The sequence below is a fragment of the Sphingomonas qilianensis genome (assembly GCF_039614825.1).
Taxonomy (GTDB): Bacteria; Pseudomonadota; Alphaproteobacteria; order Sphingomonadales; family Sphingomonadaceae; genus Sphingomonas; species Sphingomonas qilianensis.
In genome coordinates this window covers 404,702-423,690 of sequence record NZ_JBDIMF010000002.1, presented here as the reverse complement: position 1 = coordinate 423,690, position 18,989 = coordinate 404,702, and the positions used below count along the sequence as shown (strand labels likewise).

Sequence of the window (18,989 nt, the reverse complement as noted above, 5' to 3'; positions counted from 1 at the left end):
CTTAATTCCTCCCCGTGCTTCGCTGGGGGAGGAATAAGGACGAAGCCTCGCCCAGCACCCACGTCCTGAGCGCACTCGCCAGGTTCGGCGGATCGTCGGCGAGGATGCGCACCGCATCCACTTCCGCGATCAGCGCGCTCAGCGGTAACTGCCGCGCTGCCGCCGCCTGCTCGACCGCTGCCCAGAACAGCGGCTCCAGACTGATCGAGGTCTGGTGGCCGGCGATCGTCACCGAACGCTTGACCGGCCCGACGAACCCGCCCGGCGGCGGATCAATCATTCTTGTCGAACAACGCCGCCAGCTGCTCGATGATCGTGCCGCCCAATTGCTCGGCATCCATGATCGTCACCGCCCGGCTATAATAGCGCGTCACATCATGCCCAATGCCGATCGCCACCAGCTCGACCGGCGATTTGCCTTCGATCCAGCCGATCACCTGGCGCAAATGGCGCTCGAGATAGCTGCCCGAATTGACCGACAGCGTCGAATCATCGACCGGTGCGCCATCCGAAATGACCATCAGGATCTTGCGATCCTCGGATCGCCCGATCAGCCGGGAATGCGCCCAGATCAGCGCCTCGCCATCGATATTCTCTTTCAGCAGCCCCTCGCGCATCATCAGCCCGAGATTGGGCTTGGCGCGGCGCCACGGCTCGTCGGCGCGCTTGTAGACGATGTGGCGCACGTCGTTGAGCCGCCCTGGCTGCGGCGGGCGGCCCGCCGCCAGCCAGGTCTCGCGGCTCTGCCCGCCCTTCCAGGCGCGCGTGGTGAAGCCCAGAATCTCTGTCTTGACCCCGCACCGCTCCAGCGTGCGCGCCAGGATGTCCGCGCTGATCGCCGCGATCGAGATCGGGCGGCCGCGCATCGATCCGGAATTGTCGATCAGCAGTGTGACGACGGTATCCTTGAAATCGGTCTCGCGCTCGATCTTGTAGCTCAAGGACTGCATCGGATTGACCACCACGCGGGCGAGCCGCGCCGCATCCAGCATGCCCTCTTCCTGATCGAAATCCCATGAGCGGCTCTGCTGCGCCATCAGCCGGCGCTGCAGCCGATTGGCCAGCTTGGTCACCGCGCCTTGCAGATGAACCAATTGCTGATCGAGATAGGAGCGCAAGCGCGCCAGTTCATCGGCGTCGCAGAGTTCGGTCGCGGCGATCACTTCGTCGTAGGACGTGGTCCACGCCTTGTAATCGAACTGCCCGGCGAAATCCTGCATCGGGCGATTGGGGCGCACCGGCAACATGCCGTCCTCGCCCTCGTCGCCCGGCTCGCCATCGGCATCGTCGAACTCCTGCTCGCCTTCCTCGCCGCCTTCGCCCTGTTCGCTATCGGCATCGCGTTCGGAGCCGCGCGCTTCGACCTCGCCCTGCCCTTCTTCGCTTTCGGACTCGCCATCGTCGCCCTCATCGGACTGCTGATCCTCGGTGCCCTCTTCGTCGTCGCCCCCATCGTCGCTATGCTCGGGGATCATATCCCCCTCGATCAGCTCGAGATCCTCCAGCACCCGCGTGGTGAGCGTTGCAAAGGCGCGCTGATCGTCGATCGCCAACGCCAAGGCATCGAGATCCTTGCCCGCCTTGCCCTCGATCCACTCGCGCACCAGCGCCATGCCCGGCGCGGTCACCGCCGGCGCCGGCAACCCGGTCAGCCGCTCGCGCACCATCAGCCCAAGCGCGGTGGATAGCGGCACTTCTTCCCGATTGCGCGCGCGCGTGATCGGGTCGGCGCGCAGCTTCATATCGAGCGCCGTCGCCAGATTGGCCGAAATCCCCGCATAGCCGCGCGAGCCCAGCGCCTCGACACGAGCGCCCTCGACGGCATCGAACACCGCGCGCGCCACCGCGTCGCCGGGTGCGCCACGGCTGTGCAACGCGGCATCGTGATGCTTCAGCCGCAGCGCAAAGCCATCGGCAAAACCACGCGCTTCCGCGACCTGTTCGGGCGGCAAGGTCCGCGCCGGCATCGGCACCTTGATATGCTTGCCCGAGCTGGCCGGCGCATCGGCGGTGAACGCCAGCTCGATCTCCGGCTCATCGGCCAGCGCGCGCGACGTGCCGCCCAGCACGGCCTTGAAGCGATCGAGGGGCGTCTCGGTCGTCAAGCCTTGCCCACCACGCTCTCGGGCAGATCCTTGCCGAACACGCGCTGGTAATATTCCGCCACCAGGCCGCGCTCCGCCTCATCGCACTTGTTGAGGAAGGACAAGCGGAACGCGAAGCCGACATCCTTGAAGATCAGCGTGTTCTGCGCCCAGGTGATCACGGTGCGCGGGCTCATGACGGTGGAGATGTCGCCGTTGATGAAGCCCTTGCGGGTCAGATCCGCCACGCGGACCATGTTATCGACCTGCGCCTTGCCCTCGGGCTTGTCATATTCGCCCGATTTGGCGAGCACGATCTGCGCCTCGACTGCGGCGGGCAGATAGTTAAGCGTGACGACGATGTTCCAACGGTCCATCTGCCCCTGATTGATCTGCTGCGTGCCGTGATAGAGGCCGCTGGTATCACCCAGGCCGATCGTGTTGGCGGTGGCGAACAGGCGGAAATGGGGGTTGGGGCGGATCACGCGGTTCTGATCGAGCAGCGTCAGCTTGCCCTCGGTTTCGAGCACGCGCTGTATAACGAACATCACGTCCGGGCGCCCGGCATCATATTCGTCGAACACCAAGGCGGTCGGCGTCTGCAGCGCCCAGGGCAGCAGGCCTTCGCGGAATTCGGTGATCTGCTTGCCATCCTTGAGCACGATGGCATCACGCCCGACCAGATCGATGCGGCTGATATGCGCATCGAGATTGATGCGGATGCACGGCCATTTGAGGCGCGCCGCGACCTGCTCGATATGCGTCGATTTGCCCGTGCCGTGATAGCCCTGCACCATCACGCGGCGGTTGAAGGCGAAGCCGGCGCAGATCGCCAGCGTGGTATCGGCATCGAACACATAGGCCGGATCGAGATCGGGCACGCGCTCGTCAGCTTCGCTGAACGCCGGCACCTCCATATCCGAATCGATCCCGAACATGTCGCGCACCTTGACCATGCGGTCAGGCGCATCGAGGATCGTGGTCTCGCGGCTGTCGGGCTGGATGTTCGGAATATCGGTCATAAAGTGCGCCTCGTGTCTGGCCCCATGCCTTAGGGCAAGGCGGTAGGCCGACTCAACCGTCCGCGATCAACTTTGCTCCGTTCACAAGAAGAACGTGCCCTCGATCGTCGTGACGCAGTGCCCGCCGAGGATGACCCGATCACCCTCCAGCCGGCAGGTGAGATGCCCGCCGCGCGCGCTGGCCTGAAACGCGGTAAAGCTGTCGCGCCCCAGCCGCTCGGCCCAATAGGGCACCATCACTGCATGCGCCGATCCGGTGACGGGATCCTCATCGATGGCATAGGCCGGGGTGAACACGCGGCTGGCGATATCCGTAGCATCGCCCGGCGCCGCCACCACCGCGACGATCGGGCCTTCCGCCGCGAGCGCGCGCAAATCGGGATCGAGCCCGCGCACTGCGGCTTCATCGGCAACGATGATCAGGGCATAGCCCTTGTCGTACCATAGCGTGGCGACCGGATCGACGCCGAGCGCGGCGACGATGCCGGGCATGTCCTTGGCCACCGGGGCCCAGGCGGGCAGCGCCAAATGATAGCCGCCGCCATCGCGCGTCACGCTCAGCACGCCGGCCTGGCGCGTCCGAAAACTGACGCTGTCGCGTTCCGGATCCCCGGAAAGCACGAAATGTCCGCTGGCAAGCGTCGCATGGCCGCACAACGCAACCTCGTCGCCAGGCGTGAACCAGCGCAATTCGAAATCCGCGACGCCGCTGTCATCAGCGACCAGAAAGGCGGTTTCGCTGAGATTATTCTCGCTGGCGATGGCCTGCAGCACATCATCGGCAAGCCATGCACCAAGCGGCATCACCGCCGCCGGATTGCCGGTGAACGGCGCGCTGGCGAAGGCATCCACTTGGACGAAGGGAATTCTCATCTGCGAAACCTTTCTACAGGCGCTTGGCGAACCAATGCGGCGTGACGTCCGCTTCGATCAGCGGGTTATCCGTATCGACATGGCCTTCGGGATCGAGATGGATCAGCACCTCGACCTTGGGATAGGCCTTGCGCAGCGCGCGCTCCACGCCCTCGACGATATCGTGCGCGGCAAACACCGTCAGATCACGCGCCACTTCCATATGGAATTGCGCGAATTCGTGGCTGCCCGAGCGCCGCGTGCGGAAATCATGGATGCCCTTGATACCCGGCTGCCGCGCGGCGACCTCGATAAAGTTCGCGCGCTCTTCCTCGGGCCATTCCTTGTCCATCAGCTGATCGATCGCGTTGGACGAGGCCTGGAACGCGCCCCAGGCGAGCCACAAGGCGATGATGATGCCCATCACCGGATCGGCGCCACGCAGCCCGAGATATTGATCAAGCACCAGCGCGACGATCACCGAGCCGTTGAGCAGAACGTCCGACTGGTAATGCACATTATCCGCCATGATCGCGACCGAGCCGGTCTGGCGGATGATGCGGCGCTGATAGGCCAGCAGAATGACGGTCGCCAGGATCGCGATGAGCGATACGCCGATGCCGAAATCGGCGTCCTGCGTTGGCGCCGTATCGCCAAAGGCCAGGATCGCGCGCCAGGCGATGCCGGCGGCCGATGCGGTGATCAGCGCCACCTGGAACAAGGCGGCGAGCGATTCGGCCTTGCCGTGGCCGAAGCGGTGATCGTGATCCGCGGGCTCGGCGGCGAGCTTCACGCCATATAGCGTGACAAGGCTGGCGAGCAGATCGAGCCCGGTATCGGCGAGCGAACCGAGCATGGCGACGGAGCCCGTGTGCCAAGCGGCGAAACCCTTCAGCAGCAGCAGGAAGCACGCCATGCCCACGCTGGCGAGCGCAGCGCGCACGGCGAAGGGGATGGCGCGGCGTTGTTCCTCCGTCATGGGTAGAGCATTCCCTCGCGCCAGCCGGCGCCATCGCGCGTGAAGACGCGGCGCTCATGCAGGCGATGCGCGCGATCCTGCCAGAATTCGATCGTGGCCGGCGTTACGCGGTAGCCACCCCAATGCGGCGGGCGCGGGACATCGCCGCCGGCGAAGCGCGTTTCGATATCCGCGAAGCGCGCCTCGAACGTGGCGCGATCGGCCAGCGGACGCGACTGATCCGAGGCCCACGCGCCGAGCTGCGAATCGCGGCTGCGGCTGGCGAAATAGGCATCGGATTCGCCATCGCTCACGTGCGCCAGCGCGCCTTCGATGCGGATCTGGCGGCGCAGCGATTTCCAGTGGAACAGCAGCGCGACGTTGGGATTGGCGGCAATCTCACCCGCCTTGCGGCTTTCGCGATTGGTGTAGAACACGAAGCCCTCGGGCCCGTGCCCTTTCAGCAGCACCATGCGCGACGACGGGCGACCATCGGCGGCAACGCTGGCGAGCGCCATCGCGTTGGAATCGTTGAGCTCGCTGGCACGCGCCTCGACGTACCAGGCGTCGAACAGAACGAAGGGATCGGTGGTCATGACGCTGCTTTAACGCGTACCCCTCTTTTCGTCACCCCGGACTTGTTCCGGGGTCCACCGGCCCGCAAGCGTCGCCGACGTGTCACAAGGGCCTTCGTGGACCCCGGAACAAGTCCCGGGTGACGGGTGGGAACGGACTCGTTTCTGGGGAATTGAATCGGCTACGTAACGCTCTTGAAATTGGGACACGAACATGGCCGCACGCGCCTATTGGCAAGGACAGATCCGGCTCGCGCTCGTGTCGATTCCGGTGGAAATCTATTCCGCGACCAAATCGGGCGCGGCGGTGAGCTTCAAGCAGATCCACGAGCCGACCGGCAAGCCGATCCATTACGAGAAGGTCGTCACCGGCGTGGGGCCGGTCGACACCGATGAGATCATGAAGGGCTTTGAATACGAAAAAGGCGAATTCGTGCTGCTCGAGCAGGACGAGATCGACGCGGTGAAGCTTGAATCGAAGAAGACGCTGGAGCTGACGCAGTTCGTCGATGCCGACGAGATCGACGTGCTCTATTACGAAAAGCCCTATTTCGTCGTGCCGGCGGACGATCTGGCGGAGGAAGCGTTCATCGTACTGCGCGAGGCATTGCGGAGTACGCGCAAGGTGGGCCTGGGCCAGTTGGCGATGCGCGGGCGCGAATATATCGTATCGCTCAAGCCCTGCGGGCGCGGCATGGTGCTGGAGACGCTGCGTTATGCCGATGAGGTGCACAAGGCGCAGGGCTATTTCCGCGATATCGCCGATGACAAGCCGGATGCCGACCTGATGGATCTGGCCGAAGCGCTGATCGCCAAGAAGACCGCCAAATTCGATCCCGCCGGGTTTCACGATCGCTATGTCGATGCGCTGAAGGAATTGGTCGAGCACAAGAAGCAGGCCAAGGGCCGCAAGATCATCGAGGATGACAGCGACGAGAAGCCGGGCAAGGCCTCTAACGTGGTCGATCTGATGGCGGCGCTGAAGAAATCCATGGGCCAAGCGGGCGGCGCGGCAAAGACTCCGGCCAAGGCGGCGGCCAAGAAGCCTGCCGCAGAAAAGCCAGCGGCGGAGAAGCCGGCCACCAAACGCGCGCCGGCGAAAAAGCGTGCGTAGCCCTGCCCTGCCCGTCACCCCAGCGAACGCTGGGGTCTCAAGCGGCGGGCGCGGGACACTCCCCCGTGAGATCCCAGCATTCGCTGGGATGACGGCTGAGGCGCGCGCGCGTGGCTGAGGCGGCCGATCCGCTCGCGCTGTACAATGCCAAGCGCGATTTCGCGAAGACCGCGGAGCCCGCCGGCACGCTCGATCCGGGGCATGGCAACAGCTTCATGGTGCAGAAGCACGATGCCACGCGGCTGCACTGGGATTTCCGGCTGGAGATCGATGGCGTGCTGAAAAGCTGGGCCGTGACGCGGGGCCCGAGCAGCGACCCCGGGCAGAAGCGGCTGGCGGTGCGGACCGAGGATCATCCTTTGTCCTACGCCACGTTCGAGGGGACCATCCCCAAGGGCGAATATGGCGGCGGCACGGTGATGCTGTGGGATCGCGGCACCTGGTCCCCGATCAAGGGCAAGAGCGCCAAGGATCTGGAGAAGGGCCATCTGCACTTCGTGCTCGATGGCGAGCGGATGAAGGGCGAATGGCTGCTGATCCGCCTAAAACCGCGCGGCAAGGAGAAGAACGAGAATTGGCTGCTGCGCAAGATCGACGATGCCGAGGCGGGCGGCACGGATGCGCTGGTGGAAACCGGGCTGACCAGCGTGGCCACGGGCCGGACGATGGTGGAGATCGCCGAGGGCAAACCTGCTAAATCCTCCCCTGCGACGCAGGGGAGGGGGACCAGCGAAGCTGGTGGAGGGCTAGGCAGCAAGCGCAGCGTACATGGCAAGAACCCCTCCACCATTCGCATGAAGGACGCGAACGGTCCCCCTCCCCCGCAAAGCGGGGGAGGATTTCGCGAACTGCAGCTCTGCACATTGGTCGATACCGTCCCGACCGGCAGCCAATGGCTGCACGAGGTGAAATATGACGGCTATCGCGCGCTGATCGCCATCGCCAAGGGCAAGGCCAAGGTGTTTACGCGATCGGGGCTCGACTGGACCGACAAGTTTCAGGCGATCGCCGATGCCGCCGCCAAGCTGCCCGTGAAATCGGCGCTGATCGATGGCGAGATCGTCGCGTTCAAGAACGGCAAACCGGATTTCTCGACACTGAAGGACGCCATTTCCGCGGGCGGCGACATGACGCTGTTCGCGTTCGATCTGCTCGAACTGAATGGCGAGGACACCACGTCGCTGCCCAATATCCAACGCAAGGAAAGGCTCCGCCCGCTGATCGATGGCGCCGATGCGCGGCTGCAATATTCCGAGCATATCACGGGATCGGGCGAGCAGTTGTTCGAGAATATGTGCCGCGAAGGTTATGAAGGCGTCGTCTCCAAGCGCGCCGACGCGCCGTATCGCGGCGCCCGCACCAAGAACTGGCTCAAGATCAAGTGCATCCAGCGTCAGGAATTCGTCATCGTCGGCTGGACGCCGTCGGATAAATCGCGCGGCTTCAAGGCGCTGCTGCTCGGCGTCAACACGCCCGATGGCTATCGTTATGCCGGCAAGGTCGGCACCGGCTTTAGCGGCGAGCTGATGATGGAGCTGCTCGATCGGATGAAGAAGATCGAGCGCAAGACGCCGACGGTGGAGGCGCCCAAGGCGGCGGTGCGGGGCGCGCATTGGGTGACGCCGCAACTGGTCGCCGAAGTGGCCTATGCCGAGGTGACGCCTGACGGCGTCCTCCGGCATTCCAGCTTTATCGGGCTACGCGAGGACAAGGCCGCGAGTGAGGTGGTGGCCGAGACGCCGGCCGTGGCCGCACCCGATACACCCGAGATCCATGTGAAGGTCAGCAGCCGCGAGCGGCTGATCTTTCCGGATTCGGATGTCAGCAAGGGCGAGCTGGCGGATTATTATGCCGCCGTCTCGGGCATCATGCTGCCCTGGGCGGCCAATCGCCCGATCAGCCTGGTGCGCTGCCCGCAAGGGCGCGGCAAGCGCTGCTTCTTCCAGAAGCACGATGCCGGCGTGTTCGGTGACCATGTCCACCAGGTGCCGATCCTGGAGAAGGACGGATCGACCGCGGATTATCTGTATGTCCAGGATGCCGACGGACTGGTGATGTGCGTGCAGATGGGCACGATCGAGTTTCACGGCTGGGGCTCCTCGGTGGCGACGCTGGAACAGCCCGATCGGATGGTGTTCGATCTCGATCCCGACGAGGAGCTTGATTTCGCGGTGGTGAAGAAAGCCGCCGAGGATCTGAAGGAGCATCTGGCAGAAATGGGGCTGGTGAGCTTCGCGATGCTGTCGGGCGGCAAGGGCGTGCATGTCGTGGTGCCGCTGCAGCCCGAGGCGAAATGGCCGGCAGTGAAGGATTTCGCCGATCGCTTCGCGCGCGCGATGGAAGCGGCGGAGCCCGAGCGGTTCGTCGCCAACATGTCCAAGGCCAAGCGCAAGGGGCGCATCTTCATCGATTATCTGCGCAACCAGCGCGGCAGCACGGCGGTGTTGCCCTTTTCGGCACGCGCGCGCAGCGGCGCGCCGGTCGCGGCGCCGGTATCGTGGAGCGAGCTACGCGAGATCGACAACGCGCATCGCTGGGGCGTGCGCGATGCCGCCGAGCTGATCGAGCGCGCCGACTCTCGCGAGCTGGCCGGCTGGGGTTTCGCCGCGCAGGTGCTGCCGGATATTTGATAGCCTTCCATTGTCACCCCGGACTTGTTCGGGGTCCACCCAGCGGCTTGCGAGACGCTTCGTTACTCATCCTACGCGTGCGGCCCGGTGGACCCCGGAACGAGTCCGGGGTGACGAAAAGGGCAAGCGTGGAACGACACTCGCATGTTGCGCCCGCGCGGGGTTTGTGGTCGGGTCCGCGCAATATTTCTGGGAACCTGTTGTGGCCAGCCTACCCGCCCCGTCGCTGCTCGATGCCGGCATCCATGCGCAGCGCTGGATCACGGATTACTGCCAACAGGCGCTGCAGGGCGACGTGCTTTGCGCCAACCCCGGCGACCCCGCCTGGAGCGCGATGTTCGAGGAGCTTGCCGCGGTGGCGGGCGACGATCTCAGCCATGCGCGCGAACGCGTGCAGCGCCATGCCGAGGATATCGGCACCGGTTTTCGCATCATCGGCGAAAGCGACGAGCGGCCCTGGCCGGTCTCGCCCGTGCCGCTGCTGATCGGCGCGGCGGAATGGGCCGGTATCGCCGCGGGCGTGCAGCAGCGCGCCGATCTGCTGGAGACGATCCTCGCCGATCTCTATACCGATGCCAGCCTCGTCACCGCCGGATTGATCCCCGCCGCCCTGGTCGGCGGATCGCCCTATTTCCTGCGTCCGATGGTCGGGCTGCTGCCGCCGGGCGGGCATCATCTGAACTTCATCGCGGTCGATCTCGGGCGCGGGCCGACGGGCGAATGGCGCGTGCTGGGCGATCATCTGCGTGGGCCGACGGGCGCGGGCTATGCGCTGGAAAACCGGCTGGCGGTATCGCGCACGATGGGCGGGCTGCAATCGCGGCTCAATGTGGCGCGGCACGCGCCGTTCTTCGCGGCATTCCGCGATGGCCTGGCCGCCGCCTGCCGCCGGGTCGAACCGCGCATCGGGCTGCTCACCCCGGGCCGCTACAGCGCGAGCTATGCCGAGCAGGCGCATCTCGCGCGCTATCTGGGCCTCTTGCTGGTCGAGGGCGACGATCTCGCCGTGCTCGAAGACCGGCTGTATGTGCGCACGATCGGTGGGCTCAAGCGCATCGATGCATTGTGGCGCCGTACCGACCCGCGGATGCTCGATCCCCTCGCGTTCGATTCGCACTCGCGCATCGGCGTGCCCGGCTTGATCGACGCGATGGCGGCGGGCGAAGTGGTGATCGCCAACGCGCCGGGCGCCGGCGTGCTCGAATCCGCGGCATTCGGCGCGTTCCTGCCCGGGCTCGCCATGCGGCTGACGGGGCAGGATCTGTTGCTGCCCAATATCGCCACCTGGTGGTGCGGGCAGGATGCCGCGCATGGGGCCGTGCGCGAGGATCTGGATGCCATGCTGATCGGCCCGGCGTTCGGCGTAGCACCGCTCGGCCTGCCCGGCGGCGTCCCGCTGCACGGCTGCGACATTGCCGGCGCCGCGCGCGATCAGCTGCTCGCCGACATGACGCGGCGGCCCGAAGATTATGTCGGGCAGGAAATCGTGCGGCTATCCACCATGCCGGTGGTGGCCGAGGACCGTTTAGTGGCGCGCCCCTTCACGCTGCGGGTATTCGCCGCGCGCGGCAGCGATGGCAGCTGGACGATCCTGCCCGGCGGCTTCGCGCGGATCGGCGACGATAGCGATCCACGCGCCAATGTGATGGGCGAAGGCAGCTGGTCGGCCGATGTGGTGATCCACGGTGCGGAAGCGGTGGAGCAGGTGTCGCTGCTCCCCGCGACCGACTCGGTGCATATCCGCCGCAATCCCGGCACGCTGCCGAGCCGCGTGGCGGATAATTTCTTCTGGCTGGGCCGTTATCTCGAACGCGGCGAGGCGCTGCTCGGCGTGATCCGCGTGATGCTGGGCAATTCGATCGACGCCGATGCAGGCGCGGCACTGTCTTCGGGTACAGTGGCCAAATTGGTCGCCCTGGTGACCAATGCCGGGGCCGCGCCGCACCCTGCATCGCTCCGTCGCAGCGATCTGATGCAGGTTGCGCGCACCGCGCTGGAGGCGGACGCGCAATGGAACAGCGTGCGCTGGCTCAACGGCATGGCGCGCGGCATCGGCCAAGGGTCGCGCGATCGGCTGTCCGCCGATGTGATCCGCCTGCTCGACGCGCCGATGCCGACGCGCGGCGGGATGCTCGATCGCGCGGGATCGCTGCAGCGCCGCTATGCCGCATTGTCTGGGCTGGCCGCGGAACATATGGGGCGCACCGCGGCGTGGCGCTTTCATGATCTCGGCCGCCGCATCGAGCGCGCCCTGGTGGTAACGCGCGCGGTGTGGTCGCTCGGCCTGCCCGGCGCGAGCGCGGACGATCTCTCGACCTTGCTCGATCTCGCCGACAGCCAGATCAGCTATCGCCAGCGCTATCTGACCGGCATCGCGCGCGTGCCCGTGGTCGATCTCGTCGCGCTCGATCCCGGCAATCCCCGCGCGCTGGCGTTCCAGATCGACGCGATCTGCGCGCATATGAAGGCGCTGCCGGTGCTGGGGGATGACGGCATGGACGAGCCGCAACAGGCGCATGCCGCCGGATTGGTGGCGATCGTCTCGACCGCGACCGCGGCCGGCCTGGATGCGGCGATCCTGGGCGATATCGAGCGCCGCCTGTTCGCGCTGTCCAACGCCGTGGCGCGGCGCTATTTCCTGCAGGGGGCCGAGCCGCTGCGCGCGGCGGGAATGACGCTGGCATGATCTACGACATCCGCCACATCACGCGCTTCGATTATGGCCGCAAAGTGGATTTCGCGCGCTGCAACCTGCGGCTGAAGCCGATCCACTGGTCCGGCCAGAGCCTGCAGGATTATCACCTCACCGTATCGCCCTCCGGCCGCACCGCGCCGGCGCGCGCGGAAGCCGGGCTCGCCAATGTCACGCGGCTGGTGATCGAGGAACCGGTGCGCCATCTGGTCATCGAAAGCGTGTCGCGCATCCTGGTCGATCGCCCGGTGCCGATGCCCGCCGCGACCGACCCCATGTTGGGCGAGATCGCCGCCGCGGCGCGCGCCAGCCGCGATCCCTCCGCCGCCGGCCCAGCGGGCTACCTATTCCCTTCCCCGCTCATCCCGCTCGATCGCGACATTGCCGAGTGGTGCGCCGAGGAGCTCGCCCCCGGTCGCCGCTGCCTCGATGCGGCGATCGGGCTGGCGCGCCGCATCCAGGGCGAGTTTGCCTTCGATACCGAAGCGACCCTGGTCGATACGCCGCCGCACGACGCATTCGTCAAGCGCGGCGGGGTGTGCCAGGATTTCGCGCAGATCATGATCACCGGCCTGCGCGCCGCGGGCCTGCCCGCGGCCTATGCCTCGGGCTACATCCGCACCTTGCCGCCGCCCGGCGAAGAACGGCTCGTTGGCGCGGATGCGACTCATGCCTGGGTGTTGCTGTGGTGCGGCGATACGCTCGGCTGGGTCGGCGTCGATCCCACCAACGGCATCTGGATGGCGGGCGATCATATCGTCATGGCGATCGGCCGCGATTATGCCGAGATCGCGCCGATCGACGGCGTGGTGCTGGGATCGGGCGCGCAGAAGATGGAAGTGAGCGTGGACGTGGCACCGGTGCTGGTGGCCTGATCCTCTCGCACGTCATGCTCAAACACGTTCGGGATGACGTTATTGGGGCGGGGGTTTGCACTCACCCGTTCGATCCCCCAAATAGAGGCAAATCAACCGACCAGAGGAAACACGTGGCCGATCCCTACAAAACGCTCGGCGTCGAACGCACCGCCAGCGAGGCCGACATCAAGAAGGCGTATCGCAAGCTCGCCAAAGAACTGCATCCCGATCGCAACAAGGACAATCCCAAGGCGACCGAGAAGTTCAGTCAGGCGACGCAGGCCTATGACCTGCTGACCGACAAGGACAAACGCGCGCGCTTCGATCGCGGCGAGATCGATGGCGATGGCAATCCGGCCGCGCCATTCGGCTTCGGGCAAGGCGGCGGCGCGCCGGGCGGTTTTCAGGGCGGCAATTTCGGGGGTGGCCAGTCAGCCGATGTCAACGATCTGTTCGAGGGGCTGTTTGGCGGCCGCCAAGGCGGCGGCGGCTTTGGCGGGTTCGGGCGCCGGCCGCAGCCCAAGGGCGGCAATGTCGCGTACAAATTGAATGTGCCGTTCACGGATGCGGCAACGCTGGCCGCACAGCGGGTGACGCTGGCCGACGGCAAGACGATCGATATCAAGCTGCCGGCGGGCTTCGAAAGCGGCACGCAGATGCGGCTATCGGGCAAGGGTGACCCCGGCCCCGGCGGCAATGGCGACGCCATCCTGACGATCAATCTGCAGCCGCACCGCTTCTTCACGCGCGATGGCGATGACGTGCGGCTCGATCTGCCGGTGACGCTTGCCGAAGCGGTGCTCGGTGCCGGCGTGCCGGTGCCGACGGTCGACGGGGCGGTGAAGCTGACCGTGCCTGCCGGTTCGAGTTCGGGCAAGACGCTGCGGCTGCGCGGCCGGGGATTTCACCGCAAGGATGGCACGCGGGGCGATCAGCTCGTAACGCTCATGGTCGATCTGCCAGCCGAGGACACGGCGCTGGCCGAATTCGTCCGTGGCTGGAACGATCCACGGAACCCGCGCGCCAATCTGGGCGTCTGACCGCATGTGACCAGTATTTCCCCCGCCTCGCCCGAATATCGTGCCCTGCATGGCGAGGCGGGGGGCAACCCCGATGCCGCACCGCCGGCGGTCAAACCGTTCGCTTATGCCTGGCGGACGTTCAAGCGCGCCGGCATTGGCGTCTATACCAACGGCTTCATGTATGCGGGCAATCTTGCCTATCTGACGCTGATGACTGTGTTTCCATTCTTCATCGTCGCCGCCGCCGTGCTGTCGCTGTTTGGGCAGAGCGAGGAGACGCAGCGTGCCGTCAGCTCCTTCCTGCACGTCCTGCCGCCCGATGTCGGCGATCTGCTGCGCAAGCCGATCAGCGAGGTGCTCAAGGCGCGGACCGGGTCGCTGCTCTGGCTTGGCGCGCTGGTCGGGTTGTGGACGGTGGGCAGTTTCGTCGAGACGATCCGGGATATTTTCCGCCAGGCGTATGGCACGGTCAGCAGTTCGCCAATGTGGCGCGCGCGGCTGGGGCTCAGCCTGGCGATCGTCGCATCGGTGATCCTCGCGCTGATCTCGTTCGTTATTCAGGGCATTCTGGTGGCGGCCGAACAGTTCATCTATCGCCTGCTGCCGTTCGCGCAGGATATTGCCGGCTGGGTCGGCTTGTCGCGGATCATTCCCGGTCTGGTCATGTTCGGCGCGCTCTACATGCTGTTTTATTCGGTGACGCCGTCCAAATATCGCGCCAGCAAATGCCCGAAATGGCCCGGCGCGTTGTTTACGGCAGGCTGGTGGGTGAGCATGACGGCGGGGCTGCCGTTCGTCCTCGAATTGCTTGGCGGTTATGGCATGACTTATGGCAGCCTGGCCGGCGTCGTGGTGATGCTGTTGTTCTTCTATCTGATCGGGCTTGGGTTGGTTTTCGGTGCCTATCTCAACGCGGCACTGGCGGAACCCCCCGAACCCAGCGTACAGAGCCCGGCTACGAATGCCCCGATGGGCTAGAGTGCGGAAGGCGGCAACGGCGTGAACGGATTGATGCAAGGTAAGCGCGGGCTGATCATGGGGCTCGCCAACGATAAGTCGCTCGCCTGGGGGATCGCCCAGAAGCTGGCGGAACACGGCGCCGAACTGGCGTTCAGTTATCAGGGCGAGGCGCTCGAGAAGCGCGTGCGACCGCTGGCCGCGCAGCTCGGGCAGGATTTCCTCATCCCGTGCGACGTGGCCGATATGGATGATCTCGATCGCTGCTTCGCCACGCTGGCCGACCGCTGGCCGACGATCGACTTCGTCGTCCATGCGATCGGCTTTTCGGACAAGAACGAGCTGCGCGGCGGCTATGTCGATACCAGCCTCGACAATTTCCTGATGACCATGAACATCTCGGTCTATTCGTTCGTCGCGGTGGCCAAGCGCGCCTCGGCGATGATGAGCGAGGGCGGATCGCTGCTGACGCTGAGCTATTACGGCGCGGAAAAGGTCATCCCGCATTATAACGTGATGGGCGTGGCCAAGGCGGCGCTGGAGACCAGCGTGCAATATCTCGCGGTCGATCTCGGCCGCGACAATATCCGTGTCAACGCCATCTCGGCCGGCCCGATCAAGACGCTGGCGGCGAGCGGGATCGGCGATTTCCGCCTGATCCTGAAATGGAACGAGCTCAATTCGCCCTTGAAGCGTAACGTGACGATCGACGATGTCGGTGGCGCCGGGCTGTATCTACTCAGCGATCTGGCCAGCGGCGTGACGGGCGAGACGCATCATGTGGATGCCGGCTATAACGTAATCGGCATGAAGGCGGAGGACGCCCCGGATATCGCGCTGGTGTGATGCGACGCCGCTTGTTTTCAAAGACCGCGGCTTTCGCTTTCACTTCTTCTCCTTCGAAGGCAGTCCGCGCGAGCCGGTTCACATCCACGTCAAGGGCAATGGCAGCGACGCCAAGTTCTGGGTTGGTGACGAAATCGAGTTGGCGTACAATCGCGGCCTGAACAGCCGCGATCTAGCGATCGTCGTGCTCATTATCAGGGCACGGCGAACAGAAATCCAGGAAGCTTGGCATGGACACTTTTGTTAGCCCCACCGCCGTCCGGTTCGATGAATCGACCATGTGGGTTGATCTGTCGGACGGGCGCGTATTGGGCATGCCGCTGGCTTGGTATCCAAGGCTGTTTGGCGCGAAAACCGATGCGTTGAACGCCGTCGAACTGTCCCCGTCCGGTTTACATTGGGACGAACTCGATGAGGACCTGTCGATTTCTGGGATGCTCGCTGGCGTCGGTGCGCATGGTAATCGGCGCTCGGTCGCTGCATGAGCTACAACACGTTCGGTCGCGTCTTCCGATTTACCACTTGGGGCGAAAGCCATGGACCCGCATTGGGTGCGGTGGTCGATGGCTGCCCGCCCGGCCTGTTGTTGAGCGAGGCGGACATCCAGCCGTTGCTGGACAAGCGCCGCCCGGGCACGTCGCGCTTTACCACACAGCGGCAGGAGCCGGATCAGGTCCGCATCCTTTCCGGCACGTTCGAGGGCCGCACGACCGGCACGCCGATCAGCCTCATGATCGAGAATGTCGATCAGCGATCGAACGACTATTCCGAAGTCGCCCAGGCCTATCGCCCCGGTCATGCCGATTACGCCTATGACGCCAAATACGGCTTTCGCGATTATCGCGGCGGCGGGCGCTCCTCCGCGCGCGAGACGGCGGCGCGGGTTGCTGCCGGCGCGGTGGCGCGGCTGGTCATCCCCGAGGTGCGGGTCCGCGCCTGGGTGGAAGCGATCGGCGGGGATGCGATCGACCTCGCCAATTTCGATCCCGAACAGATCGACCTGAATCCGTTCTTCTGCCCTGATGCCGCCGCTGCGCAGCGCTGGGAAGGCATGATCGATGCCGCGCGCAAGAGCGGCTCCTCGCTTGGCGCCGTCATCGCCTGCGAAGCGGTGGGCGTTCCCGCCGGCTGGGGCGCGCCGCTCTACGCCAAGCTCGATAGCGAGCTCGCCGCCGCGTGCATGAGCATCAATGCGGTGAAGGGGGTCGAAATTGGCGACGGCTTTGCCGCGGCGCGCCTGCGCGGTGAGGATAATGCCGATGCCATGCGCCCCGGCGCGGATGGGCCGCAGTTCCTCGCCAACCATGCCGGCGGCATCGCCGGGGGAATTTCCACCGGCCAGCCGGTGACGCTGCGCGTCGCGTTCAAGCCGACCAGCTCGATCCTGACGCCGGTCGAGACGATCGACCGCGAAGGTGCGGCGACCGAGATCATGACCAAGGGCCGCCATGATCCGTGCGTCGGCATTCGCGGTGCGCCGGTGGTCGAGGCAATGATGGCGCTGGTCTTGGCAGATCAAAAGCTGCTGCACCGGGCACAATGTGGCTGAAAAGCGGCGACGAGCAGACGAACGGTTGGTTAACAAAGATAAACCGAGCGTCTTTTCTGCCGATCAAGGCGTTCTTGCTCCGACCTGATTAAACAGGCAGGAGAATATTTATGCATATCAAGACCCTGATTGGCGTTGCCGCCCTTGGCCTTTCGACTGCAGCGATCGCTCAGACCACCGCACCGGTGCAGTCGGCACCGGGCCAGACCATGGGCCAGACTGCCCCAGGCCAGACGCCGCCGACCACGGCGATGCCAGGCGACACGACGACCTCGACGACGACCGGCACCACGGCAACGACAACGACCGCGGATCCGGCAGCGCCGACGACCATGACGACCGATACCACGACAGTCGATACCGCGACGACGACGGAGCCGATGACCACCGACGGCACGCAGTCGAAGAGCAAGAAAAAGAAGCCGCGCTGATTCAGCCGGTTTTGAAAAAAAGGGGCCGCGACGCGTGTCGCGGCCCCTTTTTTTGTCAGTCGGCGAAGGGATCGCGCACCAGAATCGTGTCTTCGCGCTCGGGGCTGGTAGATACCAGTGCCACCGGGCAGCGGATCAATTCCTCGATCCGACGGATATATTTGATGGCCTGCCCGGGCAGATCGGCCCAGCTGCGCGCGCCGGCGGTCGATTCGTGCCAGCCCTTCATCGTCTCGTACACCGGCACGACCTTGGCCTGATCGGCGGCGTGCGCGGGGAAATAATCCAGCGTCTCGCCATCCAGCGTATAGCCGGTGCAGATGCGGATTTCATCGAAGCCATCGAGCACGTCGATCTTGGTCAGCGCGATCCCGGTGATCCCGCCGACCGCCGCCGATTGCCGCACCAGCACCGCATCGAACCAGCCGCAGCGGCGCTTGCGCCCGGTGACCGTGCCGAATTCATGCCCGCGCTGGCCCAGCCGCTCACCGGTTTCATCCTCGAGCTCGGTCGGGAACGGCCCCGATCCGACCCGCGTGGTATAGGCCTTGGTGATGCCGAGCACGAAGCCGACCGCGCTTGGCCCCAGGCCGGAGCCACCCGCGGCGGTGCCCGAAATCGTGTTGGACGAGGTGACGAACGGATAGGTGCCGTGATCGACATCGAGCAGCACGCCCTGCGCGCCTTCGAACAGGATGCGCTTGCCCGCCGCGCGCTGCGCATTGAGATCACGCCATACCGGCTTGGCAAATTGCAGCACGAAGCCGGCAATCTCACGCAATTCGGCGATCAGCGCGGCGCGATCGATCGGCGGCTCGCCAAAGCCAGCGCGCAGCGCATCGTGATGCGCGGTGAGCCGATCGAGCTGTGCATCGAGCGCATCCAGATGCGCCAGATCGCACACGCGGAGCGCGCGCCGGCCGACCTTGTCCTCATAGGCCGGGCCGATGCCGCGCCGCGTGGTGCCGATCTTGCCCGCGCCCGAGGCATCCTCGCGCAGCGAATCGAGATCGCGGTGGAAGGGCAGGATCAGCGCGCAATTATCGGCGATCATCAGCGTATCGGGCGTGATCGACACGCCCTGCCCGGCCAGTTTCTCGACCTCGGCCTTGAGCGCCCAGGGATCGAGCACCACGCCATTGCCGATCACCGACGGCGTGCCACGCACGATCCCCGAGGGCAGCAGCGACAGCTTGTAGACCTTCTCGCCGACGACGAGCGTATGGCCGGCATTATGCCCGCCCTGGAAGCGCACGACGACATCGGCCCGCTCGGCCAGCCAGTCGACGATCTTGCCCTTGCCCTCATCGCCCCATTGGGCGCCGATCACTGCTACGTTCGCCAAGGTCTTCGCACCCACTGTTACATTTTCGGTGCAGCCCTAATGCGCAGCGCGCGGG

The 18,989-nt window shown here is 65.3% G+C and carries 18 protein-coding genes; 11 read left to right on the top strand and 7 right to left on the bottom strand.

Features of this window, described 5'->3' with window-relative positions; all coding sequences use genetic code 11:
• Nucleotide 1: 1 nt before the first annotated feature.
• From ABC969_RS08500 to pdxH, 6 genes are all read right to left on the bottom strand, one after another.
• On the bottom strand, nucleotides 2-280 hold the full coding sequence (locus tag ABC969_RS08500; protein ID WP_345864243.1) for a ribbon-helix-helix domain-containing protein: 279 nt from the start codon (nucleotides 278-280) through the stop codon (nucleotides 2-4).
• Nucleotides 273-2,105, bottom strand: a complete 1,833-nt coding sequence (cobT, locus tag ABC969_RS08495) for a cobaltochelatase subunit CobT (protein ID WP_345864241.1) — start codon at nucleotides 2,103-2,105, stop codon at nucleotides 273-275. Before cobT ends, ABC969_RS08500 begins: the two co-directional genes overlap by 8 nt.
• Nucleotides 2,102-3,106 (bottom strand): cobaltochelatase subunit CobS, encoded by a 1,005-nt coding sequence (cobS, locus tag ABC969_RS08490; protein ID WP_345864240.1) that lies wholly within the window; start codon nucleotides 3,104-3,106, stop codon nucleotides 2,102-2,104. Before cobS ends, cobT begins: the two co-directional genes overlap by 4 nt.
• An 81-nt stretch (nucleotides 3,107-3,187) precedes the next feature.
• The gene (locus tag ABC969_RS08485; protein WP_345864239.1) at nucleotides 3,188-3,979 is read right to left on the bottom strand and encodes a PhzF family phenazine biosynthesis protein; all 792 of its coding nucleotides are present in this window, start codon (nucleotides 3,977-3,979) and stop codon (nucleotides 3,188-3,190) included.
• 13 nt (nucleotides 3,980-3,992) lie between these two features.
• Nucleotides 3,993-4,937: a cation diffusion facilitator family transporter gene (locus ABC969_RS08480; RefSeq protein ID WP_345864238.1), complete on the bottom strand. Its 945-nt coding sequence runs from the start codon at nucleotides 4,935-4,937 to the stop codon at nucleotides 3,993-3,995.
• Nucleotides 4,934-5,512 carry a pyridoxamine 5'-phosphate oxidase gene (pdxH, locus tag ABC969_RS08475; protein WP_345864237.1) on the bottom strand — a complete coding sequence of 193 codons (579 nt, stop codon included), beginning with the start codon at nucleotides 5,510-5,512 and terminating at the stop codon, nucleotides 4,934-4,936. Before pdxH ends, ABC969_RS08480 begins: the two co-directional genes overlap by 4 nt.
• Before the next feature lie 193 nt (nucleotides 5,513-5,705).
• Here pdxH and ku point away from each other — a divergent pair, with 193 nt between their 5' ends.
• The 11 genes from ku to ABC969_RS08425 all read left to right on the top strand — a co-directional run bounded on the left by ku (nucleotide 5,706) and on the right by ABC969_RS08425 (nucleotide 17,589).
• A complete protein-coding gene (gene ku / locus ABC969_RS08470) occupies nucleotides 5,706-6,605 on the top strand; it encodes a non-homologous end joining protein Ku (RefSeq protein ID WP_345864236.1) in 900 nt (299 codons plus the stop codon).
• Nucleotides 6,606-6,715: 110 nt separating this feature from the next.
• Nucleotides 6,716-9,235 carry a DNA ligase D gene (gene ligD / locus ABC969_RS08465; protein WP_345864235.1) on the top strand — a complete coding sequence of 840 codons (2,520 nt, stop codon included), beginning with the start codon at nucleotides 6,716-6,718 and terminating at the stop codon, nucleotides 9,233-9,235.
• A 202-nt stretch (nucleotides 9,236-9,437) separates the two neighbouring features.
• A complete protein-coding gene (locus tag ABC969_RS08460; RefSeq protein ID WP_345864234.1) occupies nucleotides 9,438-11,921 on the top strand; it encodes a circularly permuted type 2 ATP-grasp protein in 2,484 nt (827 codons plus the stop codon).
• Nucleotides 11,918-12,802, top strand: coding sequence for a transglutaminase family protein (locus tag ABC969_RS08455; RefSeq protein WP_345864233.1), 885 nt, complete (start codon nucleotides 11,918-11,920; stop codon nucleotides 12,800-12,802). The genes ABC969_RS08460 and ABC969_RS08455 overlap by 4 nt, the downstream gene beginning before the upstream one ends.
• Nucleotides 12,803-12,915: 113 nt before the next feature.
• Complete coding sequence (locus ABC969_RS08450; protein ID WP_345864232.1) at nucleotides 12,916-13,824, top strand: DnaJ C-terminal domain-containing protein; 909 nt, start codon at nucleotides 12,916-12,918, stop codon at nucleotides 13,822-13,824.
• A gap of 6 nt (nucleotides 13,825-13,830) precedes the next feature.
• Entirely contained in the window at nucleotides 13,831-14,784 is a 954-nt protein-coding gene (locus tag ABC969_RS08445; RefSeq protein ID WP_345864231.1) for a YihY/virulence factor BrkB family protein, read from the top strand.
• Between the two features lie 21 nt (nucleotides 14,785-14,805).
• The gene (gene fabI / locus ABC969_RS08440) at nucleotides 14,806-15,609 is read left to right on the top strand and encodes an enoyl-ACP reductase FabI (RefSeq protein ID WP_345864230.1); all 804 of its coding nucleotides are present in this window, start codon (nucleotides 14,806-14,808) and stop codon (nucleotides 15,607-15,609) included.
• Nucleotides 15,593-15,856 (top strand): DUF4160 domain-containing protein, encoded by a 264-nt coding sequence (locus ABC969_RS16480; RefSeq protein ID WP_380931657.1) that lies wholly within the window; start codon nucleotides 15,593-15,595, stop codon nucleotides 15,854-15,856. The genes fabI and ABC969_RS16480 overlap by 17 nt, the downstream gene beginning before the upstream one ends.
• Nucleotides 15,840-16,094 (top strand): DUF2442 domain-containing protein, encoded by a 255-nt coding sequence (locus tag ABC969_RS08435; protein ID WP_345864229.1) that lies wholly within the window; start codon nucleotides 15,840-15,842, stop codon nucleotides 16,092-16,094. Before ABC969_RS16480 ends, ABC969_RS08435 begins: the two co-directional genes overlap by 17 nt.
• Nucleotides 16,091-17,158: a chorismate synthase gene (gene aroC, locus ABC969_RS08430; RefSeq protein WP_345864228.1), complete on the top strand. Its 1,068-nt coding sequence runs from the start codon at nucleotides 16,091-16,093 to the stop codon at nucleotides 17,156-17,158. The genes ABC969_RS08435 and aroC overlap by 4 nt, the downstream gene beginning before the upstream one ends.
• A gap of 110 nt (nucleotides 17,159-17,268) precedes the next feature.
• Nucleotides 17,269-17,589, top strand: a complete 321-nt coding sequence (locus ABC969_RS08425) for a hypothetical protein (protein WP_345864227.1) — start codon at nucleotides 17,269-17,271, stop codon at nucleotides 17,587-17,589.
• 55 nt (nucleotides 17,590-17,644) lie between these two features.
• Here the strand turns inward: ABC969_RS08425 and ABC969_RS08420 are convergent, their stop codons facing one another.
• Nucleotides 17,645-18,934, bottom strand: coding sequence for an adenylosuccinate synthase (locus ABC969_RS08420; protein ID WP_345864226.1), 1,290 nt, complete (start codon nucleotides 18,932-18,934; stop codon nucleotides 17,645-17,647).
• Between the last annotated feature and the right edge of the window lie 55 nt (nucleotides 18,935-18,989).

Coding starts and splice junctions, on each gene's coding strand:
- ku (WP_345864236.1), top strand. CDS start 5,706: ATGGCCGCACGCGCCTATTGGCAAGGACAGATCCGGCTCGCGCTCGTG.
- ABC969_RS08480 (WP_345864238.1), bottom strand. CDS start 4,937: ATGACGGAGGAACAACGCCGCGCCATCCCCTTCGCCGTGCGCGCTGCG.
- pdxH (WP_345864237.1), bottom strand. CDS start 5,512: ATGACCACCGATCCCTTCGTTCTGTTCGACGCCTGGTACGTCGAGGCG.
- cobS (WP_345864240.1), bottom strand. CDS start 3,106: ATGACCGATATTCCGAACATCCAGCCCGACAGCCGCGAGACCACGATC.
- aroC (WP_345864228.1), top strand. CDS start 16,091: ATGAGCTACAACACGTTCGGTCGCGTCTTCCGATTTACCACTTGGGGC.
- ABC969_RS08455 (WP_345864233.1), top strand. CDS start 11,918: ATGATCTACGACATCCGCCACATCACGCGCTTCGATTATGGCCGCAAA.
- ABC969_RS08500 (WP_345864243.1), bottom strand. CDS start 280: ATGATTGATCCGCCGCCGGGCGGGTTCGTCGGGCCGGTCAAGCGTTCG.
- ABC969_RS08425 (WP_345864227.1), top strand. CDS start 17,269: ATGCATATCAAGACCCTGATTGGCGTTGCCGCCCTTGGCCTTTCGACT.
- ABC969_RS08485 (WP_345864239.1), bottom strand. CDS start 3,979: ATGAGAATTCCCTTCGTCCAAGTGGATGCCTTCGCCAGCGCGCCGTTC.
- ABC969_RS08435 (WP_345864229.1), top strand. CDS start 15,840: ATGGACACTTTTGTTAGCCCCACCGCCGTCCGGTTCGATGAATCGACC.